Raw genomic sequence first — 25,184 nt, 5'->3', positions numbered from 1 at the left:
AAATGTAAAGAAGGCACAAATGGCTAATTCCAGCCCTCATCCTCAAGAACTGTTTTATAAGCCTGCCAAATCTTTTGTTGAGGTTTAGCAAATGGATAATCAGAAAATTCATGAGGAGAAACCCAGCGAATTTCTCTGTCATCAAATTGTTTCGGATCTGTCACCTGACCCGCTAGGATTTGAATATGCCATTTCCGATGACTAAATACATGCTTGACTTGATCAAATACTTGATGGGACCAATCAACTTCTAAATCATAATCTTGCTCAAAACTTTCTTGGGGTGTTGGACCGAAAGTAACGCTTTTTTCAGCGACCTGAGCAAACAGATTCAGCTGTTCCTCTTCCTGTGAAAACTTCTCTACTTCTATCAAGGGGAAATGCCAAAAACCGGCTAGCAGTTTCTCACTTTCATTTTTCTCAAGAAGATATTGACCACGGTCATTGCGCACAACCAAAGCCTTGAGATAGATTGGGAGAGGCTTTTTCTTGGGTTCTTTAATCGGATATACATCCATAGTTCCATTCTGATACGCTGCGCTAAATTCCTTAACAGGACTTTCTTCTGGTCGAGGATTAACTGGAGCCTCTATATCAGAACCCAAATCCATCAAAGCTTGGTTAAAGTCACCTGGCCGTTCTGGATCAATCAAGATTTCCATCATAGCTTGGAAAATCTTCCGATTGCTGGGAACTCCGATATCATGATTAACCTCAAACAAACGTGCCAAAACTCGCATGACATTGCCATCGACCGCTGGCTCAGGCAAGTTAAAAGCGATACTGGAAATAGCTCCCGCAGTATAGGGACCAATCCCTTTCAAACTAGAAATTCCTTCATAGGTGTTTGGAAATTCCCCTCCAAAGTCAGCCATAATCTGCTGGGCTGCAGTCTGCATATTACGAACTCTGGAGTAATAGCCCAATCCCTCCCAAGCCTTCAACAAACGTTCTTCAGGCGCATTCGCCAAACTTTCTACAGTTGGAAACCAGTCCAAGAATCGTTCATAGTAGGGAATGACTGTATCCACTCTGGTCTGCTGAAGCATGATTTCAGATACCCAAATGTGATAAGGATTTTTACTTCTCCGCCAAGGTAGATCTCGCTTGTTTTCATCATACCAGTCAAGGAGTTTCTCACGAAAAGAAATGATTTTCTCCTCTGGCCACATCTCAACGCCGTATTCTTTCAAATCTAACATACATCTAGTATAACATAGAAGCTTCTAACTGTCCTTTTCTCAGTACTAAAAAGCCTCTCCCTCTAGTGGAAGAGACTCCATTTCTTATTGATTGATCGCCTGAGCTGCTGTGATGAGAGTTAATTTGTAAACATCATCTGGGTTACATCCACGTGATAGATCGTTGACTGGTTTATTCAATCCTTGTAGAACAGGACCGATAGCTGCGAAACCACCTAGGCGTTCAGCTATTTTGTAGCCGATATTTCCTGCTTCAATTCCTGGGAAGATGAAGACATTTGCTTGACCTGCTACACTGCTTCCTGGAGCTTTTAGGGCTGCTGTTTCTGGAACAAAGGCCGCATCAAATTGCAACTCACCATCGATTTCAAGATCAGGACGCAAGTCGTGAGCAATTTTAGTAGCTTCTACAACCTTATCAACGCTTTCACCAAATCCTGAACCTTTTGTAGAATAACTCAACATAGCGATTTTTGGTTCAATTCCAAACATTTTGGCAGTAATCGCTGAGTTGATAGCAATTTCAGCCAAAGCTTCCGCATCAGGATTGATATTAAGGGCACAGTCACCAAACAAGTAGCGTTCTGTACCACGCACCATAAGAAAAGCACCTGAAGTACGAGTAACATTTGGACGCGTTTTGATGATTTGAAGGGCTGGACGAACTGTTGAGGCAGTTGAGTGAATAGCACCTGATACCATTCCATCTACCAAGCCCAAGTATACCAACATAACACCAAAGTAGTTGACGTCTTCAACCAAAACTTTGCGTGCTTCTTCTTCAGTCATTTTGCCCTTACGACGCTCTACCAAGGCAGCAACCATTTCTTCGAATTGAGGATAATGTTGGGGATCAATCACTTCATATCCATCCATGATCCCTTCGATTTCAAGATAAATTTTAATTTTTTCAGGGTTTCCAAGCAAAACAGGAATCACTTCTGTTTCTTTTACCAAGCGTTTTGTTGCTTGAAGGATACGTGGTTCTTCCCCTTCAGGGAGAACGATACGAGCATTTTTGCCAACCAGGTTGGCTTTGAGACTTTCAAAAACTTCCATGAGTTTTCTCCTTTAAGAAAATAAATTATACTCCAAATAGATTTTAAAGAGTATTAGTTGATAACTGATTAATAAGATTATTAAAATCATCCGGTAAAGGGCTCTCGAGTTGCAAATCTTGCTCTAGAAAAGGATGATAAAAAGATAAATAATGACAATGCAAAGCTTGGCGTTGAATCCCATCGTCTAAGCTTCCTCCATAGAGATCGTCTCCCAACAAAGGAAAGCCGATGTGAGAAAAATGCACTCGGATCTGATGAGTTCGCCCGGTATGCAGGCGAATATCGACCAAGTGAATATTTCCATAAGACGCTACAACTTTATAAGATGTATGGGCATATTTCCCACCTTTGGCAACTCGTCTCGTGATAATAGAGTCTTCATCACGCGCAATCGGGGCAATAATCTCCCCTTCTGGCTCCAAGGCACCAGCTCCTTTAACCAGTGCAAAATACCTTTTTTCGATAGACTTTCGTTGCAGTTGCTTGTCTAAACGTGCATGAGCATAGCCGTGCTTGGCAAAGAGCATCAATCCAGAAGTATCTCTATCAAGCCGAGTCACAATGTGAACCTGCTGATTTTCATAGTTTTGCTTGACATAGTAACCCTTGATAAAATTGGCAATGGTATTGGAGTGGTTTACACTAGGAATAGAAGCCACTCCATAGGGTTTATTCAAGACTAGAAAATGATCATCCTCATAGAGAATGTCTAATGGGCGCTCAATGGCCTCCAAGGTTTCAAAGCCGTCCTCAGCGGGAATATCAATAGTAACTCGGTCCCCAATGTCCAATAGATAAGTCGCATTTTGAGGTTGGCCATTGACCAGAATAGCCCCGCCTCGAAACTTAATCTTCGCCAAAAGTCCCTTAGAAACCTCATGTTTCTTGAGGAATGTTTTGACTTTGACGTGCTCATCTGCGATAAATTCGAACCTCATTCATCCACCTCGCCAATGAAGGCATCTTTGACACGATTCCAGAAACTAGTGTGGCTTGGAGTCGCTACGAAGTGAATCTTGTGATGGTCGATTTGATACTCAATCCGTTCGATGTTACGGAAAGAATAGACGCTGTTATCGACTGATATCGTGTGGTAATCATTGCGCGTCGGCAAAAGTTCAATCTTATCCTTTTTAGGAATAATGATTGATGAGCCCAAAGTGCGATAGACTCTGTTGTTAAGACTAGCTATTTCAGTCAACTGCAAGGCTTCAATGGTAGGATGCAAGACAGCACCACCCAAGGACTTGTTATAGGCAGTGCTTCCAGTTGGCGTTGAAACAGTTACTCCATCTCCTCGAAATCGCTCAAACGGAACGTGGTTAATAATGATATCCGCAACCATGGTGCGATCCGATCGACGGATGCTGGCTTCGTTTAATGCACGGAAGGTCTTAACTTCTCCGTTTTCAAGTGTCACCCTGACATTCAAAACAGGGTAGGAAACTTTGGCACCAGTATCTAGCAGGAGATTGGTCACCAACTTATCCAACTCAAAATCGCGATAATCTGTGTAAAATCCCAAATGCCCTGTATGAACACCTACAAAACGAACCTTGTCTAACTGATTCTCATACTTGTGAAAAGCTGACAAAAGCATGCCATCTCCACCAATCGAAATGACGATGTCGGGATTGGTATCGTTCAGTATAAAATGTTGTTTCTTCAGTTTTTCCCTCAGTTCGTACAAAACCTTCTGACTCTGCGGTTTTCTATTTGCTATGAGGTCAACTCGCTTACCTGTATTCTTCATCTGTATCGTCACTATTTCCTACACCATCGTTTAGTTTTCTACTCAAAGGATCAAAAAGCGCCTGAGCTTCTTGGATATCGTCACGAATTTTACCCATTTCTTCGTCCAGTTGATGGGCTATTTTTGCCGTGATTTCCAGTCTTTTCTTGATTTCCTCTGGAAAATCCCCCTGGTACTTATAATTGAGTGAATGTTCAATCGTAGCCCAAAAATTCATGGCTAAAGTCCGGATTTGAATTTCAGCCAGAATCGTCTTAACACCACTGATGGTGTCAACTGTATACTCTACCACCACATGATAGGAGCGATAGCCCGAAGCCTTCCGATGCGTGATGTAGTCACGTTCCTGTACTACTCTCATATCATGGCGTTTGCGTAAAATCGCAACAACTTCCTGAACATCATCAACGAACTGCACCATGACCCGCAAACCCGCGATATCCTGTAAGTCATGTTCCAAAGTATCGTAGCCAATCCCTCTGCGATTCATTTTTTCCTTAATACTTTCAATCGGCTTCACCCGTCCAGTAACAAACTCAATCGGAGAATGCTTGTTTTGTTTACGATACTGTTTGCGAATCCCACGAAGTTTAATCTTCAATTCACCAACAGCTTGAATGTAAGGATCTAAAAATTCTTCCCATTCTATGGTCATATTTTCTCCCTTTTGGTATGTGATTGTGTTGTTGAAAATTTTTGATTTTTTCACTACAATCATATACAATAAATACATTGTCCATTATACCATAAATCGCTTTCAAAGATAAAAAAAAGGTTAGAAAAATGAAACATTTAGAAATTGAACTGAAAACACTACTGAAAAAAGAGGATTACGATCATTTAAAAGAACAGTTTTCCCATATCCAACCCGTCCTACAGAAAAACTACTACATTGATACACCTGATTTCCAATTGCGTGAAAAAAAGGTTGCCATGCGCATTCGTATCTTTTCAGATTGGGCGGAGTTGACCTTGAAGGTGCCACAAACTGTAGGAAATATGGAATACAATCAGAAACTGAATCTTCCAGAAGCTGAATCATACTTAGAAAAACAAAAACTACCTCAAGGGCTCGTTTTAGAGAAGCTCGCTAAAATTGGTATTGAAAGCCATGACTGGTTTGTTCTGGGTTGTCTTTCAACTCTTCGTTACGAAATGGAAACGCCGATTGGTCTAATGGCACTAGATGAAAGTCACTACTTTGATCAGACAGACTATGAACTCGAGCTTGAAGTCACAGACCATGAAAAAGGGAAAGCCGATTTTCAGAAATTCTTAGAAGAAAATCAGATCACTTATCAGAAAGCTCCTTCAAAATTAATTCGTTTTATTAAAAGCATGAAAAAATGCTGAAATAATCTCCATTTTCTGGTAAAATAATGGAGATAAAATATTTAGAGTTTACAGAGGACGGTCTATAATGTCAGATAGAAACAACATGAAACTTTTTGCACTTAATTCCAATCATGAAATTGCACAAAAAATCGCAGAAACGGTTGGGGTACCTCTCGGGAAATTATCTTCTCGCCAATTTTCTGATGGAGAAATCCAAGTCAACATTGAAGAGAGCGTTCGTGGTTATGATGTCTACATCATCCAATCAACCAGCTACCCCGTTAGCAACCACTTGATGGAGTTGTTAATCATGGTCGATGCTTGCGTACGTGCAAGTGCTCATAGTATCAACGTTGTCCTTCCTTACTTTGGTTATGCTCGTCAGGATCGTATCGCTTCTTCTCGCGAACCCCTCACTGCAAAACTAGTTGCCAATATGCTTGTCAAGGCTGGTGTAAGTCGTGTTCTAACTCTTGATTTGCACGCTGTTCAGGTTCAAGGTTTCTTTGACATTCCGGTAGATAACCTCTATACAATTCCTCTCTTTGCTAAACACTACAGCGATAAAGGGTTGCTGGGATCAGATGTCGTTGTTGTAAGTCCAAAAAACTCTGGCGTCAAACGTGCCCGCAGCTTAGCTGAATATTTAGATGCACCAATCGCAATCATCGACTATGCTCAAGACGATTCAGAGCGTAGCCAAGGTTATATCATCGGTGATGTTGAAGGCAAGAAGGCCATCTTGATTGATGATATCCTAAATACTGGACGTACTTTCTCAGAAGCAGCAAAAATCGTCGAACGCGGAGGTGCTACTGAGATTTATGCCGTATCTAGTCACGGACTCTTTGTAGAAGGCGCTGCTGACCTTCTTGATGCTACTAACATCAAAGAAATCCTTGTGACAGACTCTGTAGCAACCAAAGAAAGAACTCCGAAAAATGTGTGCTACATTACCGCTAGCGAATTGATTGGTGATGCCATCGTCCGTATCCACGAAAGAAAACCAGTTAGCCCACTCTTTGCATATAATAAAAAGGAATAAGGTGATTCTTTGATTTATTTGGACAATGCTGCCACTACTCCAATGTCAGCAGTAGCTATCGCAGAAATGACCAAGGTCATGCAGGAAACCCATGGGAATCCTTCAAGTATTCACAGTCATGGCCGCCATGCTGGTAAACTGCTCCGTGAAGCCCGTCAGGAGTTGGCTCACTTACTTGGAACCAAGCCACAACGAATCTTTTTCACATCTGGCGGTACAGAAAGTAACAATACCGCTATTATCGGCTATTGTCTCCGTCATCAAAATCGTGGAAAACATATCATCACGACAGCTATTGAACACCATTCCGTGCTTGAGACTATCGATTACCTAGTTCAACATTTTGGCTTTGAAGCAACAATCGTCCAACCAGTAAATCAAGAGATTACAGCGGGGCAGATTCAAGAAGCCTTACGTGACGATACCATCCTAGTTTCTACTATGTATGCCAATAATGAAACGGGCAGTCTCTTGCCAATTGCTGAGATTGGACGTGTTTTAAAAGACCATCCTGCTGCTTATCATGTTGATGCTGTTCAAGCTATCGGGAAAATCCCTATCCATCCAAAAGAATTAGGAATTGATTTCCTTAGCGCTTCTGCACACAAGTTCCATGGACCAAAAGGAATCGGCTTTCTTTATACTTCTTCCGCGGACTTTGATTCCTACCTTCACGGTGGAGACCAAGAACAAAAGAAACGGGCTGGAACAGAAAACCTTGCTGCCATCGTCGGTATGGTTGCTGCTCTCAAAGAAGACTTGGAGCATCAGGCTGACCATTACCAAAAACTAGAGGGATTAAAATCTGCTTTTCTTGATGAAATTGCGGAACTCGACTTCTATCTCAATGAAGGTCAAGATCAACTGCCTTATGTTTTCAATATCGGCTTCCCTGGTCAAAAAAATGACTTACTCTTGCTTCGGTTAGACCTGGAAGGAATTTCAATCTCAACTGGTTCAGCTTGTACTGCCGGTGTTGTGCAGACTAGCCATGTCCTCGAAGCTCTTTATGGGCCTGATTCGCATCGTTTAAAAGAGTCTGTCCGTATCAGTCTGTCCCCTCTTAATACTGATGAGGAACTGAAACAACTGGCACAAACCTTAAAAAATATTATTGGAGATTAATCTAATGGCATTCGAAAAAACCATTAAACTACAAAACTGCCGCTACGACTATACACTTAGTCCAACTGTAAAAAAGTTTACACTAAAAGACAATACTTTCTTTGAAACAAAAGTCGGAAACTACGAACTGACTCGTCTACTTGAAAAAGTTCCTAATAGTGGTGAAGGCTTCCTACTAAAAATTATCATCAACAAAGAGCTTACAGGTGTTAAAATTAATATCACTGACAAATCAGGTCTTCGTTTGGTCAATATCTTTAAATCTGAAAAACACCATATCCACCAAGAGAAATTCTACTTCCTCATGGACAGTTTAGTAGAACGCGGTATCTTCACTAAAGAAGAAAGATAGTTTGCTATGTATCGTCTCACATATAAAGATAGCTATCAAGTAGAACGCACACTTGAATTTTCCGATTACGAAGAGCTTATGCTATCACTATCAGGCTGTGTCACCCTGCCCGACACTCTCCTAATCAGCTCCTTAACACTGAATGATAAAGTGATTTATCAAGGATTAGTTGGCGATCTCTACCGTTTTTTATCACAAACTAATTTTTCAGATTAAAACTAAGAATTCTCTTAGTTTTTTCTTGTTTTTGTTGATTTTTTCACAATGTTTCTATAAAATAGAAGAATAGAAAGGTTGTGATTTTGTGAAAGATAAACAGTCTGCTATTCCAAAAGCAACAGCAAAAAGACTCTCTCTTTACTATCGAATTTTCAAGAGATTTCATGCAGAAAAAATTGAACGTGCCAACTCCAAGCAAATTGCAGAGGCTATCGGTATTGATTCTGCGACTGTCCGTCGAGATTTTTCCTATTTTGGTGAACTTGGTCGTCGTGGTTTTGGTTACGATGTCAAAAAATTGATGACGTTTTTTGCTGACCTCCTAAATGATAACTCAATTACCAATGTGATGTTGGTTGGGATTGGAAATATGGGCCATGCCCTTCTCCACTACCGCTTCCATGAGCGTAATAAGATGAAAATTATCATGGCCTTTGACCTAGATGACCATCCAGAAGTTGGCACCCAGACACCTGATGGGATTCCAATCTATGGTATCTCACAGATTAAAGAAAAGATCAAAGAAGCAGATGTCAAAACTGCTATCCTAACTGTTCCAAGTGTTAAATCACAAGAAGTTGCCAATCTTTTGGTCGATGCGGGTATAAAAGGTATTCTCAGTTTTTCGCCCGTCCACCTTCACCTTCCAAAAGATGTGGTCGTTCAGTATGTCGATTTGACAAGTGAACTGCAAACTCTCCTCTATTTTATGCGTAAAGAGGATTAGAAAGCGAAAGCATTTATGAAAAAACCAGTTATTGGGATTACAGGAAATGAAAAAGCTCATCCAGATGACGATGTCATGATGAGCTATGCGGCAAAAGGCTTTGTTGAAGGAGTCAAGGACGCTGGCGGAATTCCCATCATCCTTCCGATTGGTGATCAAGAAATGGCAAGCCATTACGTCGCTATGATTGATAAACTCATCCTTACGGGTGGGCAAAATGTTGATCCAAAATTCTATGGTGAACCTAAAACCATTGACAGCGATGACTACCATCTTCAAAGAGATGAATTTGAATTAGCCCTTATCAGAGAAGCCATCAAGCAGAAGAAACCAATTTTCTCTGTTTGTCGGGGTACCCAGCTTTTCAATGTCGCTATGGGAGGCACGCTACACCAAGATATCGAGGATCATTGGCAGGACTGTTCAGCCGAATACACGACCCAACGCCTCGTAACGGAACCTGATACCATTCTCCGAGAAATCTATGGAGAAATCTCTCACATCAACTCCTTCCATCACCAGAGTATTAAAGATCTAGCTCCTAATCTTAAGGTTGTAGCACATGATCCTAAAGATGGAATCATTGAGGCTGTGACAACTACGGACGGCTTTCCTTATCTTGGTGTTCAATGGCATCCTGAATTTCTCTTTGAAAACCGCCCCAAGGATAAAACACTATTTGACTATGTTGTTAACGAACTCTAAATCAGATCCGTCTTTTCACGGTAACTAAAGTAATCCGAGTGCGAGACAATTAGGTGGTCTAAGAAAACAATTCCCATCAGTTCGCAAGCTTCCTGGACTAGTTTAGTGACATGGTCATCATTTCGACTAGGCGATACAGCGCCTGATGGATGGTTATGAACAAGAATCACAGAGGTAGCCATATGCTTCAAAGCATAGTGAAGGATTTCCCTCGGTTCAGCAATGCTGCGTGTTGCAGATCCGATAAAGATGGTCTGCTGATGAATGATTTGATTTTGAGTATTGAGATAGAGCGCCACTAGATGCTCTTGTTTTTTGTCGCCAAGTTCCTGTTGCATTTTCTTGGCTAGCTTTTGACTGCTGAGAATACTTTCCATCTCAAGGGTTTCATGCTTGTGAATGCGATGACCTAGTTCAATCACTGCTTGTAATTCAATGGCTTTAATCCGTCCAATACCTGACAGACTCTGCAATTCCTGCAGGGTCATTTTTTTTAGATCAGTTAGACTAGTCAGACTGTTCAAGACTTTCTGGGCAATTTCAAAAACATTAGCCTGACGCGTTCCCGTTCTAAGCAGAATGGCTAATAATTCTTGATTGCTCAGGGCTTCTACTCCTTCTCTAACCAATCTTTCCCTAGGCAAGAGTGAATCTTCTTGGAATGAAATACTGTACATAAAAATCCTCCTCACTTTATTATTCGTGAGAAGGATGGAAAATTAGATTTTTTTCTCAATTGGGGCTACACTGGCTAGGAGTTTTTTTAGCCCTACTTCTGGGAAATTGATTTTTAGTTCCTGAGTAGCGCCACTACCTGAGACTTCAAGGACTGTCCCCTCACCCCACTTCTTGTGGAGAGCAATATCCCCAATAGACCAACTTGTATCAGTCGAATCTTTTTTATTTCCGGCCGCAAACTGTCCAAATGGGAGACCACTTGACTGGATAGAGCTTGGTGCGGCATTGCGTTTCCGTTCTTGAAGGGCCTGAGCTAAGCTCATACCTTGACCGAAAGCTACCCCACCACTGCTATAAGAAGCCTTAAAACTTGTATTTGCCGGACGAGCCAAGCCTTGATATTCAAGCAAGTCTGAACTAATTTCGTTAATGAAACGAGTCGGACGGTTGTAGTTGGTACGCCCAAAAAGCAAGCGTGAGTTTGCATTGGTAAGATAGAGGATTTTCTCCGCACGCGTAATACCCACATAGGCCAGACGTCGTTCTTCTTCTAGCTCATCTGGATCCTCAGCTGCACGGCTAAGCGGAAAGACATTTTCCTCCATCCCGATGATAAAGACAACTGGAAACTCGAGTCCCTTAGCTGCATGCAGGGTCATTAAGGTCACCTCAGATGTCTCCTGACTGCCCGAATCTGTGTCTGCAATCAAAGCCAAGTCATTCAAGAAACGACTTAGTTTGTCCAAACCTGTTTCCTCTTCTTGACCATCAGGATTGTCATCAAAGTTCTTGGTAACAGATAGGAACTCTTCAATATTTTCAACCCGAGCCTTGCTTTCCAAGGTTGCCTGAGCATTAAGAATATCGACATAACCTGTTTTTTCTAGAACCGCCTCAACCAACTCAGTAATCGTTAATTGGTCCAGTTGCTCCCGCAAATCCAGAATCATATTGGCAAAATCCCAGATAGATTGGGCTGCCTTCCCCTTGATACCAGACAACATAATATTTGCTGAAGCATCTAGCATGGACATCTCTTGTAGGTTAGCAAAGTCGCGGATTTTCTCAACAGTACCTGGCCCAATTCCACGTTTAGGCTCGTTGATAATACGCTCAAAACTGATATTGTCACTAAAATTAGCAATAAGATTAAGGTAGGCAATAATATCGCGAATTTCCTTACGGCTGTAGAACTTGGTTCCTCCAACCATGGTATAAGGAATATTGGACTTGAGCAGGGCTTCCTCAATAGTACGGGATTGCGCATTAGTCCGATAAAGAACTGCAAAGTCTTTGTGAAGGAAGTTTTGGCTGCGACCGAGTTCATCGATGGTTTTGGCTACAAAAACAGCCTCGTCTTGTTCGTCATTTGCACGATAGTAAATAATCTGTTCCCCATCAGCATTCTGAGTCCAGAGATTCTTAGGACGACGGTTTTTATTGTTTTTGATGACATCGTTGGCTGCTTGCAGAATGGTTTTGGTTGAACGATAATTTTCCTCTAGCAAAACCACCTTGGCTTGAGGATAGTCTTTCTCGAAATCCAAGATATTTTGCATATCAGCACCACGCCAACCGTAGATGGACTGATCTGCATCTCCAACTACACAGATGTTTTTAAAGCGAGAAGCCAAGAGTTTGACTAGTTGGTACTGAGCATGGTTGGTATCCTGGTACTCATCAACATGGATGTACTGGAACTTTTGCTGGTAGTAGGTCAGAACATCAGGATTCTGATCAAAAAGACGCAGGGTCAACATAATCAAATCATCAAAGTCAACGGACTCAGACTGACGAAGTTCTTTCTGATAGGCCGTGTAACACTGGGCCACAATTTGCGTGTACATATCACCCGCCTGGGCAGCATAGGCCACATCATCAATCAAGTCATTCTTAGCATTGGAAATGCTTCCCAAGATTGTCCGTTCATTCCATTTTTTAGGGTCCAAGTTTAACTGTTTGAGAATGCGTTTCATGAGTGTTCGCTGCTCTCCTGGATCCACTATAGTAAAATTACGGTTGTAGCCAATATGGTCCGCATCACGACGCAAAATACGAACGCACATGGAGTGGAAAGTCGCAATAAGACAGTCCTGAGTAGCTGGATTGAGACCATAAGCACGCTCTTTCATCTCACGTGCCGCCTTGTTGGTAAAGGTAATAGCCAAAATATTCCAAGGATTGACCAGCTTTTCATCAATCAAGTAAGCAATACGGTGGGTCAAAACTCGGGTCTTTCCTGAACCTGCCCCCGCCATGATTAACAAGGGGCCTTCTGTCGTTTGCACCGCCTCAGCCTGACGGTCATTCATTCCATTTAATAATGCGTTCATCTTCTCTTCCTTACTCTTGAAGTCAATATTTCTATTATATCAGAAATCAGGTAAAATATCTTTAACTAGACTAGTTGCGTATAGAAGGCGACGAGCTCATCTCGTCGGGAGGAGTCAACGACTTTTGCATCCAAACGATATCATGCCATTTCCCAAACTTATAGCCAATCTTGGGGAAATGAGCCACTTGTTTATATCCCCTCTTTTGGTGAAGAGAAATGCTTCTATCATTTGGCAAAGCGATACAAGCTAAAAATCGTAAGAAACCTCTAGACTTTAGTTCTTCCTCCAGATGGTCATACAAAATACTCCCTAAACCTCTTCCTTTGGCATCTTGGTGCAAATAAATGGAAAGTTCAACCGACCAATCATAGGCTCTCCTATCATAATAGGGGGATGCGTAGGCATATCCCAAAATTTTGCCTTCCTCCTCTAGCACTAGATAAGGATATTTAATCAAGGTCTTTTGGATTCTTCTTTGAAATTCCTCAGCACTTGGTACCTCATATTCAAATGTAATAGCTGTATTAAGTACATAAGGAGCCTAAATAGCAAGCAGTTCTGGAATATCCGACTCTCTTACTGTACGAATTTTTGACATAATATATTCCCCTCTCTAAAATCGAAAATGAGCTTGGATATTATTACCAAACTCATTTAAAGTCAATTACAATATACTAGAACAAACCTAGAACGGTTCCGTCGCTTTCAACGTCCATGTTGAGAGCCGCAGGTCGTTTTGGAAGTCCTGGCATAGTCATGACATCACCAGTCAGAGCAACGATGAAGCCAGCCCCTAATTTTGGTACCAATTCACGAATGGTAATTTCAAAGTTTTCAGGTGCTCCAAGTGCATTTGGATTGTCTGAGAAACTGTACTGAGTTTTAGCCATACAGATTGGCAATTTGTCCCAACCATTCTGAACGATTTGAGCGATTTGCGTTTGGGCTTTTTTCTCAAAGTTCACTTTGCTACCACGATAGATTTCAGTGACAATTTTTTCAATCTTTTCTTGGACAGAAAGGTCATTGTCATAAAGACGAGTGTAGTTGGCTGGATTTTCAGCAATAGTCTTAACAACCGTTTCGGCAAGCGCTACGCCACCTTCTGCACCATCAGCCCAGACACTAGCCAATTCTACTGGAACATCGATTGAGGCACAAAGTTCCTTCAAAGCTGCGATTTCAGCTTCTGTATCAGTGACAAACTCATTAATCGCAACAACTGCTGGAATACCAAACTTACGGATATTCTCAACGTGGCGTTTTAAATTAGCAAAACCTGCGCGAACTGCTTCTACATTTTCCTCTGTCAAAGCATCCTTAGCCACACCACCATTCATCTTAAGGGCACGAAGGGTTGCGACGATGACTACTGCATCTGGAGAAGTTGGCAAGTTTGGTGTCTTGATATCAAGGAATTTCTCGGCACCAAGGTCCGCACCAAAACCAGCTTCAGTAACAGTATAATCAGCCAAGCGAAGAGCTGTGCTTGTTGCCAAAACAGAGTTACATCCATGAGCGATATTGGCAAATGGACCACCGTGTACAAAGGCAGGTGTTCCGTAAATTGTCTGAACCAAGTTCGGCTTAATAGCATCCTTCAAAATCAAAGCCAAAGCACCTTCAACCTGCAAATCACCAACAGAAACTGGTGTACGGTCATAGCGATAACCGATAACAATATTAGCCAAACGACGTTTCAAATCTTCAATATCAGTCGCCAAGCAAAGAATCGCCATAATTTCGGAAGCAACGGTAATGTCAAAACCATCCTCGCGTGGAATACCATTTAGAGGGCCACCAAGTCCAACGGTAACATGACGAAGGGCACGGTCGTTCAAGTCAACGACACGTTTCCAGAGAATGCGACGTTGGTCGATTCCCAGCTCATTCCCTTGGTGCAAGTGATTGTCAATCAAGGCAGAAAGAGCATTGTTGGCAGTTGTAATAGCATGCATATCTCCAGTAAAGTGGAGGTTGATGTCCTCCATTGGCAACACTTGGGCATAACCACCACCGGCTGCACCACCCTTAATCCCCATTACTGGACCAAGAGACGGTTCGCGGATAGCAATCATCGTTTTCTTACCAATTTTATTCAAGGCGTCTGCAAGACCAATGGTAATGGTTGACTTCCCTTCACCTGCAGGCGTTGGGTTGATGGCAGTTACCAAGATCAATTTCCCAACTGGATTGCTCTCAACTGCACGAATTTTATCAAAGCTGAGCTTAGCCTTGTACTTTCCGTACAGCTCCAAATCGTCGTAAGAAATACCAAGCTTCTCCACAACATCAACGATCGGCTTCAACTCAATACTCTGCGCGATTTCAATATCTGTTTTCATAACAAACTCCTCTAATCTCTAATGTGATAATTCATTATAACACAAAACAAGATTTTTAACACTATTAAACCCTTAAAACGTTCGTGAATATCCTAAATTTCAAGATTTTTAGAGCCCTTTGAAAAATTTTATATGGCTTTATAGTTTTAGACTATAAAGAATCTGAAAATGATCTAGGAAAGAAAATAACTATCAATTTCAGTCAAATCATGAAGAATTTTTTTATCTTCGATTTCTAATTTTTCCGCCATCTCAATAGAGTACTCAAATCTAAGTTTAGTATTTATTGACAAATCAAACGAATACTCTTGTATTTCACCCAGTTTTTTATATTTTTCTATGATTTCGTTATAAATTGTAAGATAATGCTTATCTAAAATTTTTATGTAATTATTCAGATTTTCCTTATAGTCTTGAATTATTTTTTGTTCGCTATCATTTAATATTCCCTTCCCTATTTCCCAAATGATTGAACTAGCTATTGAACCTACTATAGAACCTAGAACTGGTATAGGAATCGTTGCTTGACCAATACAAGCACCAATTGTTGCAAAGGAAGCATCTATTACATTTAATGTCAAGAGATTCATAAGTTCATCTTGAGTTATTTCAGAAGATCTAAATCTCAAAACAACATCAATCATTCCATAAGTAGCCATTACTAAAGCACTGGCATTTGGAGCACTAATACCAAAGACGTTTGTTAATCCGTAAATGGAATAACCAGATATTGCCCCCTTTACAACTCCTTCAGCTGTGTCCAATCCACAATCTAACCAATCTGATTCTTCGAATTCAAAAATACTTTTTCCTTCTTTGTATTTTCCATATACACTTGACAACAAAGCTAAACCACCCTGTAAAAACGCTGCGTTTCTTGCAACCTTGCTAGCTTCTTTTAAATTTGGTAATGCATGTTTTTGCGCTACTAATCGTTTTCCATTTAATTCTTGTTGTTTCAGTCTAACTGTTTTACGAATATTCTTCTCTTCAGAACCTAAAAGAGAATGAATTGAATTTTTTTGAGCATCATTATAATTTAAAACAGAAGATTTCATCCAAGATTTGTATGAAGTAAGTCCTTTACTTTTGGTAATATCATTGATTGTTTGCCGTATATCCGTAATTTGTTTAATAGATAATCTTTTACCATTAAATTCAACTTCTTTTGCTCCAGCCATTATTTTTTCAAATACTAGCACGTGATCTTTTGGAAACATCATTTTCATTTTTGCACTGTAAAGAAATGATTGATCCAGTTCATCACGTAAATTATTATAAAACTTCATTTGAATGGTATTTCTACCAATTAATAAATCGGCAGGTCCATTATCATTCAATACTTTTACAATAGGATTTAATCCTTCAATAGCTCTCCTCGCATTTACAATCCCAGCTTCTGCAAATTCAGCGATAAAGCCGTGACCACCGTTCTCTCCTCCACGCTTCTTTAGAATAACATCTTCAATATTATCTCTAGTATGGTTTAAGATTTTTGAGACATTATCCTTGTTTAAGATGACTTTACACGCTTCATCCTCTATGATTTTCATAGCAATTTGTAAGTCTTGAATCCTTAAATTATTTAAACAATTGACATATGCACCAATACCTTGGTTAAAAGCTTGATTAAAAATCTGGTTACTCATTTATTCTAATTTCCTTATTTACCATAGCGGTTAATGATAGAGTTGAATTCACTAAAGCACCTGCCTGATATTTTTCATCTTCAGTAAATAAGCTATAGTCCATCCCAGTTAAAGATAAATTGGCTAAATAAATTCCTTCTGTTTGTTTTTCAGTTAGTTCTATTAATTCCGTAACTTCTATTACTTTTTCTTTAAGTTGTCTAGCCAACAATTCTACCTTTTTCTGTTCCTCCATAGCCTCTTTTGCAACTTCTTCATTTTTCCTATTAGCTACTACACCAGCGCCTATAGAAGCGGTCAACATAGCGCCTGCAATTCCCCAACCGACAGGACCAGCCAATGCTAAAAATGCGTTACCGGCTGCCACTCCACCGCCACCAGCTGCTACACTTCCACCACCTAACCAAGCCAGAGCGGCGCTATTTGCTGCAGCACCTGACAAACTTGAAATTGCAGTACCTGTTGATGCAACACCAAATGTAGTTGCAACACCCATAGCGGCAGTAGGCCCTAAAGTTGCAACTGTTACTCCTAATGCGCTAAGTGAAGCCGTAGCCGCTGTGCTACCACTTGCTAATTCAGCTTCCTTAATTGACTGTGAAATAGCAATTTGCTTATCTTCAAAATTTTGAATTTCAACATCAATTGCTTCTAATTTTGTTTCAAACTCTTTTGGTTTATTTGCTAGTTTGTTAATTCTTTCTTCAACAATTTTTACAACTTTGATAGCTTTATCCCTAACCTGATAAAGCTCTATTGATTTATTAGCCAAGCTATCAGCTTCCTCATTATAACAACTAATAGCTTCATTATATCCATCAACAGCTTCTTGTCTTAGTTTAGAATTAAAAAGGTCTACCGATTCAATTTGTTCTTTTGTATTATTCGCTATTTTCCCAGCTTCGTTAAATGTTTCAGAAGTCACATTTGTTATCTGATGTGCTACATCTCCGGCAACTCCAACAGCTTTCTCTGAGACAACATTACCAACTTGGCTTGATACTTCACCTATAGTTTTTACAGATTCTGTAATAACTTCTCCAGTAAATTTACTCGCTTCATTTAAGGCTTCGCTAGTAGCAGAACCGACATCATTCAATACTTTTCCAGCTTCTTTTACAATATTGTCCGCAAATTTTAAAAAATCCATAGTAATACCCCTTTTAATTTACTTAGATTCATTATCTTATTTATTACTATAAATGTCAATAATAATATATTTTTCTTTTAAATGCTTTCATTTTACTTAACGTTTATTTTTGTGTACAATAGTCCTATGAAAATTTTAGTTACGTCGGGCGGTACGAGTGAAGCTATTGATAGCGTCCGCTCTATTACGAACCATTCCACTGGTCGCTTGGGGAAAATCATCACAGAAACCTTGCTTGCTGCAGGGCATGAAGTTTGTTTGATAACTACTAACAGAGCTCTTAAGCCAGAACCTCGTCCCCATTTAACCATTCGAGAAATCAAAAATACTAATGATCTTCTTTTAGAGATGAAAGAGCATGTTCAAAATTATCAGGTTCTGATTCATTCTATGGCAGTTTCTGACTACACTCCTGTTTATATGACGGGGCTTGAGGAAGTTCAGGCTAGCCCTAATTTAGAAGAATTTTTAAGCAAGCAGAATCATCAGACTAAGATTTCTTCAACTGATGAGGTTCAGGTCTTATTCCTGAAAAAAACACCCAAAATCATCTCTCTGGTCAAAGAATGGAATCCTGCCATTCATCTGATTGGGTTTAAATTGCTGGTTGATGTCTCTGAAGATTATCTCATTGAGATTGCTCGAAAGAGTCTTGTCAAGAACCAGGCAGACCTAATCATTGCAAATGACCTTACTCAAATCTCAGCGAATCAACATCGAGCAATCTTTGTTGAGAGAGAGCATCTTCAAACTGTTCAAACCAAAGAGGAAATTGCGAGCCTCCTCCTTGAAAAAATTCAAGCATACGATTCTTAGAAAGGAAAGCCATGGCAAACATTCTGATCGCAGTGACAGGTTCCATTGCCTCCTATAAATCAGCTGACCTGGTCAGTTCCTTGAAAAAACAAGGCCATCATGTCACTGTCTTAATGACTCAGGCTGCTACAGAGTTTATCCAACCGTTGACACTACAAGTCCTCTCACAGAATCCTGTCCACCTTGATGTCATGAAGGAACCCTATCCTGATCAAGTCAATCATATCGAACTAGGAAAAAAAACTGACCTTTTTATTGTTGTCCCTGCTACTGCTAATACCATCGCCAAACTAGCCCACGGATTTGCGGACAACATGGTGACAAGCACAGCACTTGCCTTGCCAGAACACGTCAAAAAGCTAATCGCACCAGCCATGAACACAAAAATGTATGACCACCCGGCAACTCAGGCTAATCTAAAAACATTAGAGACCTATGGTTATCAGATTATCTCTCCAAAGGAATCTCTACTAGCCTGTGGCGATTACGGAAAAGGCGCCCTAGCTGACCTGAATACTATTTTAGAAAGAATAAAGGAAACCCTCGATGAAAAAACGCTCTAATATTGCGCCCATTGCAATCTTTTTTGCAACTATGCTCGTTATCCACTTTTTAAGTTCAATCCTGTTTAATCTTTTCCCATTTCCAATCAAACCAACCATCGTGCATATTCCTGTTATTATTGCAAGTATTATTTACGGCCCACGAGTTGGAGTTACACTTGGTTTTCTTATGGGGCTATTGAGCTTGACGGTCAACACGATTACCATCCTTCCAACCAGCTATCTATTCTCACCATTCGTACCGAACGGAAATATCTATTCTGCGATTATCGCTATTATCCCTCGCGTTTTGATTGGGCTGACACCTTACTTGGTTTATAAATTATTTAAAAACAGAACGGGTCTCATCTTTGCTGGTGCTCTCGGTTCCCTTACAAACACCGTCTTTGTCCTCGGGGGAATCTTCTTCCTTTTTGGAAATGTCTTCGATGGCAATATCCAAAAACTCCTAGCAACTGTCATCTCTACAAACTCAATTGCTGAACTCCTCATCTCAGCCGTTCTAACTGTAGCAATTGTCCCACGTCTCGAAACCTTGAAGAAATAAAAAAACAACTCCACTTTCGTCCTGAAGGTGGAGTTTTAGTTTTCACCAGTAAAGGCTCATCTTCTACTCATAAAAAGTTATTTACCAAGGAGTCACTAGTTCAAAATTTTGAAAATATATGAAAATCCTTTGAATCCACCACCTATACTTTTGAAAATTTTCAATAAAATCAAAATAAATTCTTGACATGTTTGACTATTTATTGTACTATACTTGTGTATATACAGATAAATGGAGGTTCTTATGGATATACGGAAAAAAACGCAGTTTATGACCATGACTGCACTACTCACAGCAATCGCGATTTTGATTCCAATCATTATGCCTTTTAAAATTGTCATCCCACCAGCTTCTTACACTTTAGGAAGCCATATCGCCATCTTTATCGCCATGTTCCTATCACCTTTGATGGCTGGTTTTGTGATCATCGCTTCTAGTCTCGGCTTCCTGATGGCAGGCTACCCTATGGTTATCGTACTGCGCGCCTTTTCTCACATCGTTTTTGGTATTTTGGGAGCATTTTACTTAAAGAAATTCCCTGAAACCTTGGATAAACCAAAGGCATCTTGGATTTTTAACTTTGTTTTGGGTGTTGTTCATGCTATCGCTGAAGTACTGGCTTGTATCATCTTCTATGCCACTTCAGGGACAAACGTTGAAAATATGTTTTATGTTCTCTTTGTCCTAGTTGGTTTTGGCACAATTATCCATAGTATGGTAGACTATACATTGGCACTAGCTGTCTATAAAGTGCTTCGAAAACGTCGCTAAAAGGAAAAGCTATGACAAAAGATCGCAAACAAGCTCTTCTCAAACTGTTAAAAGAGTCACCAAAAGCTCTCAATGGTCAAACCTTGGCTGAACACTTTCATGTCACACGCCAAATCATCGTCCAAGACATTGCCATCTTGCGAGCCGATGGCGCTCCTATCTTGTCAACCAATCGTGGTTATATCTACAAAGAAAATGATGCCAGTCCCTACGTTCACAAACTCTTTAAAGTGAAACATGAACTGGAAGAAATCGGTCAGGAACTACTAGCCATTGTAGATAATGGCGGACGCGTTCAAAATATCTTAATCGATCATCCCGTTTATGGCGAAATTGAAACCCTGCTCAAACTCACCTGCCGCCGAGATGTCCAGCACTTTCTGGAACAAGTCGAGAATTCAGACTTTAGACCACTTTCTGAATTGACAGACGGCATCCATTACCACCTTGTTGAAGCTGAAACACAACAAGACCTCCACTATATCGAGGAGGCCTTGGATCAATTAGGTTATTTGGTAAAAGACTAGAAAATTTCTTTCTCCCAGCCGTCCTCTGTACGGTGACGATAGAAAAACTCTGACTTGTCAGGTGCTTCCATCATCTCCATCAAAGGTAACATATCATAGGCCAGATCTAAGTTTGGAATCTGGTCTTTTTGCACCCAAGAAACTTCTCCTTCTTCAGATGATTGAAGATTTCCAGTAAACTCTGTCACCTTATAACAAAAGACGATGTAGCGCTCACCTGTATCTAAGGGCCAATTTTTAATGCCGACTAGTTGGGGATTCTGAATCGTTAGACCAGTTTCTTCGTATATTTCACGAATGACAGACTCGGCAAAGGCCTCGCCATTCTCAACATGTCCTCCTGGAAACGCATAGCCAGACCAGCGATTGGTTTCAGGAGAGCGATATTGCATGACTACTCGCTGATTTTTAAGGTCTTCAATCAGACAAATGTTTGTTAAAATCGTTAATTGGGAGCGGGACATAAATTTACTCACTTTCTAATTTGCTATATAACTTTTTCGAACTTAATATCAGATTTCATGATAAAGGGATTGATCAGCTCATGATAATAGTATACATCATGAAGCAAATATCCTTTTGTTATGACAATTTCTTGTTCCCTAACTTCATAATCAATAGTGATTAGAACAGGAGGATTTGGAATAAAAGCGAAGACGACAATTACAAATAACCAAATATAAAAACTACAAATCGCACTGCGCACTCCTTCAAGGAAGCGATATTTCCCCTTTAAAAAGTAAATAAAAATATGCGAAATAGAGAGAATAATTGGAACAAAAATCCCTGTATTCCACGCTATGGGAATAAATTTCAGTCCAAATATCCCAAATAGAAGATCAAGAATTGCAAAGGACCTCAAAAAGCGAATAAATAGAGTAAAAATTAGAAGAAAGAGCCAAATATTCCAAATAATCGGAGTAAATGATAAACCAAATGACCATAATATGAAATGAGCGATAACAAATGCTATCAGTAAGGAATATAGGACAGTATAAATGAGCTTGTTAAAAATACTCGAGTCTTTCACTATTTATTTCTCCTTTAAATTCAAACTACTAACTAATGACTAATATCTATCACTTTTAAATTATCTCGTCTATTATTTTAACACAAATTATTACATATAAAATTTTTAGTTAAAATTACTTCCATAATAGAGCATCTTATGGTTTTGAACCTTTAAAGAAACACTACTACCTGAACGATATCCTTTAGCACCATAGTAGTAAGAAACCTCATAAAAAGCATCTGGCAACTCGGCATTATCTATCCCATTTGAAATAAATCCTGTCAGTCCGCCTTCACTATCAAAATAATCTTTCTCACCCTCTTCTAAAACAGTATCGCGATAGATGATATATCCTTTAATCATTTCTTTTTCCAAGAATTCATCAATAGGGAGATCATACAAACCTTGAAAAGCTTTCCCTTCCTTACGATTCTTTTCAATGAGAGCATAATAGTCTTGAATATTCCCAGATTCAGTATCGACACTCCAGTAACTATTCACATATTCGAGATTTGGATTTTCATATTGCTTAAAAAAACTCTCTACCTTCTCTTTGTGAGAAATACTGACAGGATGCTGGTTAAGTAGTTTATGAGCCATGTCTGAAAATTCTTGTAACATGGTTTTCGTACTCCCATCATAGGCTAGTTCTTCATCAGTCTTTTGGGGATTGTATTTTGAGGACTTTGGACGATAAAACAAGGCATGTCTCACAGTGACTCTACTTCCATCAACCTCTTCACTATAATCGTATTCAATTTTGTATTTTTCAGAAGTCCATTTATCTCTAGAAAACTTCGTAACCTTCATATCTCCTTTAAAACCATACAAATCAAGAGTTCTTCTTACTGCTGTCTCTACTTCCGCTTGATTTACTTCAGGAAAAATGTCATAAGTTGTTGTAAAGATAAGGAAGGCAAAACGTAGAATAAAGAATAAAGGGACAATATTTATAATACAGAAAATTAACAGTAACCATTTTTTCATTACTAGCTTCTCCTTGTTAATAAAAAGATTATAATTTCTTTGAAGCTTTAATTTTTTCTAAACTTAACGATAAGGGATCTTTGAACTTTCTATCTCTATATCAGGATTAGCAAGTTTGAGATAAGGAGCAATATAGTCTGCATCCGTAACCTTTGGCCCCAGAATTACTTTTGAATATTTCAAAGGAGCCAGATTAATGTATACAAATAAATCATATCTGCCATTATCTTTTGGGCTTAATACAATATACTTCCTAAAATCGTTAATTTGGAACAGGACATAGGACTCTCTTTCTATATTAAATGACTTTTTCGTACTTGATTTTAGATTTCATAATGAAGGGATTTATTCGTTCATGGTAATAATATACTTCATGAAGCAAATATCCTTTTTGAATGACGATTTCTTGTTCCTGAACTTCATAATCAATAGTGATTGGAACAGGAGGATTTGGAGTAAAGGCGAAAACGACAATTACAAATAACCAGATATAGAAACTACAAAAAGCGCTACGGATTCCTTCTAAGAGATGATATCGGTTCTTAAAATAATCACAAATATTATGCGCCATAACCAAAATAACTGGTAAAAAGAGCCCTGTATTAAATACTATAGTAATAAATTGTATTCCAACTATCCCAAAAAGAAGATCAAGAATTACCAAAGGTCTCCAAAAGTGAATAAACAGAGTAAAAATTAAAGGGAAAAGCCAACTGTCCCAAAGAATGGGGGTGAATGATAAACCAAATATTGAAAGGCAAAATCGATAAGGACAAATGCTAGTAAAATCAGATAGACCATTCTAAAAAAGTTAAATGTTTCATCATGGTATATTCCTCATTTTTTCCATATGATTCTGCAATAGAACGGTTAAGCCAGCAAGGGAGAAAAAGAACAGGTAAGTTGAAATTGGAAACCAGATGTAGCGGTAATCTAAGGATAAGAGGGAAGGCAGAATACCCTTACTGTTTTTCCCACTAACCCCTATAAAAAGATGTACAATTAAACCGATACTATTAAGATAGATAAATAATTCAATAAATCTTTTTAGGGTCACCTTTGTTCTAGACGAGTCTAGAAAAAAATAGTCAAATACCCTATAAACTAGACAAAAAAGATTCAGATACAAGGGAAAACTATAATTGATTTCCTTGTAGGGCAATGGAATTGGTAAGATATTAAAAATTTGATTAACACCAAATCCTATCACTAATACCAAACTAAATATAAGACAGAACCCTACTAATTTATGAGAATCTAGCCCCGATGACTTCTTATACTTCGTCTCTTTCAATTTCATAATAACTTCTTTCTATTCAAAAATATATTCTAAAACGTAAAGGTGGTATAGGTTCAAAGTTAAATTTTAAGATTTAAAATTTCTTAGTTCTGTTCTTTTCGTAACTTATCAGTTTATGATTCTTAATCTTTAAAGAAACACCACTACCTGAACGATATCCTTTAGCACCATAGTAGTAAGAAACCTCATAAAAGGCATCTGGCAACTCAGCATTATCTATCCCATTTGAAATAAATCCTGTCAGTCCGCCTTCACCATCAAAATAATCTTTCTCACCCTCTTCTAAAACAGTGTCTTTATATCTAACACTTCCTTTAATAATTCCTTTTTCCAAAAATTCATCAATAGGGAGGTCATATAAACCTTGAAAAGATTTCCCTTCCTTATGGTTCTTTTCGATGAGAGAATAATAGTCTTGGATATTGTCAGATTCAGTATCGACACTCCAGTAACTACTTACGAATTCCAAATTGGGATTTTCATATTGCTTGAAAAAACTCTCTACCTTTTCTTTGTTAGAAAGACTGACAGGATTCTGGTTGAGTAGCTGATCTGCTATATGTGAAAATTGATGTAACATCGTTTCAATAGTTCCATCGTAGGCTAGTTCTTCACTCGTCCGTCTAGAGTTTCCTGGAGATTTAGGAAAATATATTAAACTATCACTTACAGTGATCTTCCTTCCACTAACTTCTTCAGTATAATCATATTCAATTTCATAATCTTCAGAAGGCCATCTATATCTAGAAAACTTCGTGACCTTCACATCACCTTTAAAACCATATAATTTCAGTGTTCTGCTTGCTGCCGCCTCAATGTCTTTTTGATTTGGTCCAGAAAAAGTAGTATGAAAGGTAACTACTAAAATGACTACAAAACTCAGAAAACAGGCTGAGAGGATAATTGCGATAAAACTGAAATTCAACACTAACGCTTTTTTCATTACTCCATTCTCCTAGTTAAACATATTTAAATTTAT

General features: G+C 39.2%; 26 protein-coding genes and 2 pseudogenes. 12 read left to right on the top strand and 16 right to left on the bottom strand.

Annotated features, from left to right (window positions below):
• Window positions 1–23: 23 nt before the first annotated feature.
• The 5 genes from mutY to SORDD05_RS01720 all read right to left on the bottom strand — a co-directional run bounded on the left by mutY (window position 24) and on the right by SORDD05_RS01720 (window position 4,671).
• On the bottom strand, window positions 24–1,202 hold the full coding sequence (mutY, locus tag SORDD05_RS01740) for an A/G-specific adenine glycosylase (RefSeq protein WP_061416819.1): 1,179 nt from the start codon (window positions 1,200–1,202) through the stop codon (window positions 24–26).
• Window positions 1,203–1,286: 84 nt separating this feature from the next.
• Window positions 1,287–2,261 carry a phosphate acetyltransferase gene (gene pta, locus SORDD05_RS01735; protein ID WP_061416818.1) on the bottom strand — a complete coding sequence of 325 codons (975 nt, stop codon included), beginning with the start codon at window positions 2,259–2,261 and terminating at the stop codon, window positions 1,287–1,289.
• 43 nt (window positions 2,262–2,304) lie between these two features.
• A complete protein-coding gene (locus SORDD05_RS01730; protein WP_061416817.1) occupies window positions 2,305–3,201 on the bottom strand; it encodes an RluA family pseudouridine synthase in 897 nt (298 codons plus the stop codon).
• Entirely contained in the window at window positions 3,198–4,016 is an 819-nt protein-coding gene (locus SORDD05_RS01725; protein ID WP_061416816.1) for an NAD kinase, read from the bottom strand. Before SORDD05_RS01725 ends, SORDD05_RS01730 begins: the two co-directional genes overlap by 4 nt.
• Window positions 4,000–4,671, bottom strand: a complete 672-nt coding sequence (locus SORDD05_RS01720; RefSeq protein WP_061416815.1) for a GTP diphosphokinase — start codon at window positions 4,669–4,671, stop codon at window positions 4,000–4,002. Before SORDD05_RS01720 ends, SORDD05_RS01725 begins: the two co-directional genes overlap by 17 nt.
• Before the next feature lie 128 nt (window positions 4,672–4,799).
• Here SORDD05_RS01720 and SORDD05_RS01715 point away from each other — a divergent pair, with 128 nt between their 5' ends.
• The 7 genes from SORDD05_RS01715 to SORDD05_RS01685 all read left to right on the top strand — a co-directional run bounded on the left by SORDD05_RS01715 (window position 4,800) and on the right by SORDD05_RS01685 (window position 9,524).
• Window positions 4,800–5,369 carry a CYTH domain-containing protein gene (locus SORDD05_RS01715; protein ID WP_061416814.1) on the top strand — a complete coding sequence of 190 codons (570 nt, stop codon included), beginning with the start codon at window positions 4,800–4,802 and terminating at the stop codon, window positions 5,367–5,369.
• A 67-nt stretch (window positions 5,370–5,436) separates the two neighbouring features.
• Window positions 5,437–6,396, top strand: a complete 960-nt coding sequence (locus tag SORDD05_RS01710) for a ribose-phosphate diphosphokinase (protein ID WP_061416813.1) — start codon at window positions 5,437–5,439, stop codon at window positions 6,394–6,396.
• A 9-nt stretch (window positions 6,397–6,405) separates the two neighbouring features.
• The gene (locus SORDD05_RS01705) at window positions 6,406–7,521 is read left to right on the top strand and encodes a cysteine desulfurase family protein (protein WP_061416812.1); all 1,116 of its coding nucleotides are present in this window, start codon (window positions 6,406–6,408) and stop codon (window positions 7,519–7,521) included.
• Between the two features lie 4 nt (window positions 7,522–7,525).
• On the top strand, window positions 7,526–7,873 hold the full coding sequence (locus SORDD05_RS01700; protein ID WP_061416811.1) for a DUF1831 domain-containing protein: 348 nt from the start codon (window positions 7,526–7,528) through the stop codon (window positions 7,871–7,873).
• A gap of 6 nt (window positions 7,874–7,879) precedes the next feature.
• Window positions 7,880–8,089, top strand: a complete 210-nt coding sequence (locus SORDD05_RS01695) for a DUF4649 family protein (RefSeq protein WP_009013988.1) — start codon at window positions 7,880–7,882, stop codon at window positions 8,087–8,089.
• An 88-nt stretch (window positions 8,090–8,177) separates the two neighbouring features.
• The gene (locus SORDD05_RS01690; protein ID WP_000653419.1) at window positions 8,178–8,819 is read left to right on the top strand and encodes a redox-sensing transcriptional repressor Rex; all 642 of its coding nucleotides are present in this window, start codon (window positions 8,178–8,180) and stop codon (window positions 8,817–8,819) included.
• A gap of 15 nt (window positions 8,820–8,834) precedes the next feature.
• On the top strand, window positions 8,835–9,524 hold the full coding sequence (locus SORDD05_RS01685; RefSeq protein ID WP_061416810.1) for a gamma-glutamyl-gamma-aminobutyrate hydrolase family protein: 690 nt from the start codon (window positions 8,835–8,837) through the stop codon (window positions 9,522–9,524).
• Here SORDD05_RS01685 and radC read toward each other — a convergent pair.
• The 6 genes and pseudogenes from radC to SORDD05_RS01655 all read right to left on the bottom strand — a co-directional run bounded on the left by radC (window position 9,521) and on the right by SORDD05_RS01655 (window position 17,682).
• Complete coding sequence (gene radC, locus SORDD05_RS01680) at window positions 9,521–10,201, bottom strand: RadC family protein (RefSeq protein WP_061416809.1); 681 nt, start codon at window positions 10,199–10,201, stop codon at window positions 9,521–9,523. The genes SORDD05_RS01685 and radC overlap by 4 nt on opposite strands.
• Window positions 10,202–10,243: 42 nt before the next feature.
• Window positions 10,244–12,535 (bottom strand): DNA helicase PcrA, encoded by a 2,292-nt coding sequence (pcrA, locus tag SORDD05_RS01675; protein WP_061416808.1) that lies wholly within the window; start codon window positions 12,533–12,535, stop codon window positions 10,244–10,246.
• 70 nt (window positions 12,536–12,605) lie between these two features.
• Window positions 12,606–13,136, bottom strand: a pseudogene (locus SORDD05_RS01670) (N-acetyltransferase family protein).
• A gap of 76 nt (window positions 13,137–13,212) precedes the next feature.
• Entirely contained in the window at window positions 13,213–14,883 is a 1,671-nt protein-coding gene (locus SORDD05_RS01665) for a formate--tetrahydrofolate ligase (protein ID WP_061416807.1), read from the bottom strand.
• 173 nt (window positions 14,884–15,056) lie between these two features.
• Window positions 15,057–16,532, bottom strand: coding sequence for a hypothetical protein (locus SORDD05_RS01660; protein ID WP_000070716.1), 1,476 nt, complete (start codon window positions 16,530–16,532; stop codon window positions 15,057–15,059).
• Window positions 16,525–17,682, bottom strand: coding sequence for a hypothetical protein (locus SORDD05_RS01655; RefSeq protein ID WP_000346786.1), 1,158 nt, complete (start codon window positions 17,680–17,682; stop codon window positions 16,525–16,527). The genes SORDD05_RS01660 and SORDD05_RS01655 overlap by 8 nt, the downstream gene beginning before the upstream one ends.
• 126 nt (window positions 17,683–17,808) lie before the next feature.
• Here SORDD05_RS01655 and coaB point away from each other — a divergent pair, with 126 nt between their 5' ends.
• The 5 genes from coaB to SORDD05_RS01630 all read left to right on the top strand — a co-directional run bounded on the left by coaB (window position 17,809) and on the right by SORDD05_RS01630 (window position 20,906).
• On the top strand, window positions 17,809–18,498 hold the full coding sequence (gene coaB, locus SORDD05_RS01650) for a phosphopantothenate--cysteine ligase (protein WP_061416806.1): 690 nt from the start codon (window positions 17,809–17,811) through the stop codon (window positions 18,496–18,498).
• 11 nt (window positions 18,499–18,509) lie between these two features.
• A complete protein-coding gene (gene coaC, locus SORDD05_RS01645) occupies window positions 18,510–19,061 on the top strand; it encodes a phosphopantothenoylcysteine decarboxylase (RefSeq protein WP_061416805.1) in 552 nt (183 codons plus the stop codon).
• A complete protein-coding gene (locus SORDD05_RS01640) occupies window positions 19,045–19,608 on the top strand; it encodes an ECF transporter S component (RefSeq protein ID WP_061416804.1) in 564 nt (187 codons plus the stop codon). Before coaC ends, SORDD05_RS01640 begins: the two co-directional genes overlap by 17 nt.
• Window positions 19,609–19,851: 243 nt before the next feature.
• The gene (locus SORDD05_RS01635; protein ID WP_000354638.1) at window positions 19,852–20,379 is read left to right on the top strand and encodes an ECF transporter S component; all 528 of its coding nucleotides are present in this window, start codon (window positions 19,852–19,854) and stop codon (window positions 20,377–20,379) included.
• Between the two features lie 11 nt (window positions 20,380–20,390).
• Window positions 20,391–20,906, top strand: a complete 516-nt coding sequence (locus SORDD05_RS01630; RefSeq protein ID WP_061416803.1) for a transcription repressor NadR — start codon at window positions 20,391–20,393, stop codon at window positions 20,904–20,906.
• Here SORDD05_RS01630 and SORDD05_RS01625 read toward each other — a convergent pair.
• The 5 genes and pseudogenes from SORDD05_RS01625 to SORDD05_RS01600 all read right to left on the bottom strand — a co-directional run bounded on the left by SORDD05_RS01625 (window position 20,903) and on the right by SORDD05_RS01600 (window position 25,148).
• Window positions 20,903–21,370 (bottom strand): 8-oxo-dGTP diphosphatase, encoded by a 468-nt coding sequence (locus tag SORDD05_RS01625; protein WP_061416802.1) that lies wholly within the window; start codon window positions 21,368–21,370, stop codon window positions 20,903–20,905. The two genes, SORDD05_RS01630 and SORDD05_RS01625, sit on opposite strands and share 4 nt — an antisense overlap.
• Before the next feature lie 671 nt (window positions 21,371–22,041).
• A complete protein-coding gene (locus SORDD05_RS01615) occupies window positions 22,042–22,905 on the bottom strand; it encodes a hypothetical protein (protein WP_061416800.1) in 864 nt (287 codons plus the stop codon).
• A 63-nt stretch (window positions 22,906–22,968) separates the two neighbouring features.
• A pseudogene (locus SORDD05_RS10215) lies at window positions 22,969–23,172 on the bottom strand (hypothetical protein); the annotation flags it as partial.
• Between the two features lie 31 nt (window positions 23,173–23,203).
• Window positions 23,204–23,569 (bottom strand): hypothetical protein, encoded by a 366-nt coding sequence (locus tag SORDD05_RS01610; protein ID WP_081102442.1) that lies wholly within the window; start codon window positions 23,567–23,569, stop codon window positions 23,204–23,206.
• Between the two features lie 709 nt (window positions 23,570–24,278).
• Window positions 24,279–25,148, bottom strand: a complete 870-nt coding sequence (locus SORDD05_RS01600; protein ID WP_061416799.1) for a hypothetical protein — start codon at window positions 25,146–25,148, stop codon at window positions 24,279–24,281.
• Between the last annotated feature and the right edge of the window lie 36 nt (window positions 25,149–25,184).

Source organism: Streptococcus oralis, from assembly GCF_001578705.1.
In the GTDB taxonomy this organism is placed as follows: Bacteria; Bacillota; Bacilli; order Lactobacillales; family Streptococcaceae; genus Streptococcus; species Streptococcus oralis_J.
The sequence above is the reverse complement of the archived record's forward strand: the minus strand, read 5'-3'. Positions and strand labels throughout refer to the sequence as shown.

What these genes read in the sequence shown, in the direction of transcription:
- mutY (WP_061416819.1), bottom strand. Translation starts at nt 1,202, where the DNA reads ATGTTAGATTTGAAAGAATACGGCGTTGAGATGTGGCCAGAGGAGAAA.
- pta (WP_061416818.1), bottom strand. Translation starts at nt 2,261, where the DNA reads ATGGAAGTTTTTGAAAGTCTCAAAGCCAACCTGGTTGGCAAAAATGCT.
- SORDD05_RS01730 (WP_061416817.1), bottom strand. Translation starts at nt 3,201, where the DNA reads ATGAGGTTCGAATTTATCGCAGATGAGCACGTCAAAGTCAAAACATTC.
- SORDD05_RS01725 (WP_061416816.1), bottom strand. Translation starts at nt 4,016, where the DNA reads ATGAAGAATACAGGTAAGCGAGTTGACCTCATAGCAAATAGAAAACCG.
- SORDD05_RS01720 (WP_061416815.1), bottom strand. Translation starts at nt 4,671, where the DNA reads ATGACCATAGAATGGGAAGAATTTTTAGATCCTTACATTCAAGCTGTT.
- SORDD05_RS01715 (WP_061416814.1), top strand. Translation starts at nt 4,800, where the DNA reads ATGAAACATTTAGAAATTGAACTGAAAACACTACTGAAAAAAGAGGAT.
- SORDD05_RS01710 (WP_061416813.1), top strand. Translation starts at nt 5,437, where the DNA reads ATGTCAGATAGAAACAACATGAAACTTTTTGCACTTAATTCCAATCAT.
- SORDD05_RS01700 (WP_061416811.1), top strand. Translation starts at nt 7,526, where the DNA reads ATGGCATTCGAAAAAACCATTAAACTACAAAACTGCCGCTACGACTAT.
- SORDD05_RS01695 (WP_009013988.1), top strand. Translation starts at nt 7,880, where the DNA reads ATGTATCGTCTCACATATAAAGATAGCTATCAAGTAGAACGCACACTT.
- SORDD05_RS01685 (WP_061416810.1), top strand. Translation starts at nt 8,835, where the DNA reads ATGAAAAAACCAGTTATTGGGATTACAGGAAATGAAAAAGCTCATCCA.
- radC (WP_061416809.1), bottom strand. Translation starts at nt 10,201, where the DNA reads ATGTACAGTATTTCATTCCAAGAAGATTCACTCTTGCCTAGGGAAAGA.
- pcrA (WP_061416808.1), bottom strand. Translation starts at nt 12,535, where the DNA reads ATGAACGCATTATTAAATGGAATGAATGACCGTCAGGCTGAGGCGGTG.
- SORDD05_RS01665 (WP_061416807.1), bottom strand. Translation starts at nt 14,883, where the DNA reads ATGAAAACAGATATTGAAATCGCGCAGAGTATTGAGTTGAAGCCGATC.
- SORDD05_RS01660 (WP_000070716.1), bottom strand. Translation starts at nt 16,532, where the DNA reads ATGAGTAACCAGATTTTTAATCAAGCTTTTAACCAAGGTATTGGTGCA.
- SORDD05_RS01655 (WP_000346786.1), bottom strand. Translation starts at nt 17,682, where the DNA reads ATGGATTTTTTAAAATTTGCGGACAATATTGTAAAAGAAGCTGGAAAA.
- coaB (WP_061416806.1), top strand. Translation starts at nt 17,809, where the DNA reads ATGAAAATTTTAGTTACGTCGGGCGGTACGAGTGAAGCTATTGATAGC.
- coaC (WP_061416805.1), top strand. Translation starts at nt 18,510, where the DNA reads ATGGCAAACATTCTGATCGCAGTGACAGGTTCCATTGCCTCCTATAAA.
- SORDD05_RS01640 (WP_061416804.1), top strand. Translation starts at nt 19,045, where the DNA reads ATGAAAAAACGCTCTAATATTGCGCCCATTGCAATCTTTTTTGCAACT.
- SORDD05_RS01635 (WP_000354638.1), top strand. Translation starts at nt 19,852, where the DNA reads ATGGATATACGGAAAAAAACGCAGTTTATGACCATGACTGCACTACTC.
- SORDD05_RS01630 (WP_061416803.1), top strand. Translation starts at nt 20,391, where the DNA reads ATGACAAAAGATCGCAAACAAGCTCTTCTCAAACTGTTAAAAGAGTCA.
- SORDD05_RS01625 (WP_061416802.1), bottom strand. Translation starts at nt 21,370, where the DNA reads ATGTCCCGCTCCCAATTAACGATTTTAACAAACATTTGTCTGATTGAA.
- SORDD05_RS01615 (WP_061416800.1), bottom strand. Translation starts at nt 22,905, where the DNA reads ATGAAAAAATGGTTACTGTTAATTTTCTGTATTATAAATATTGTCCCT.
- SORDD05_RS01600 (WP_061416799.1), bottom strand. Translation starts at nt 25,148, where the DNA reads ATGAAAAAAGCGTTAGTGTTGAATTTCAGTTTTATCGCAATTATCCTC.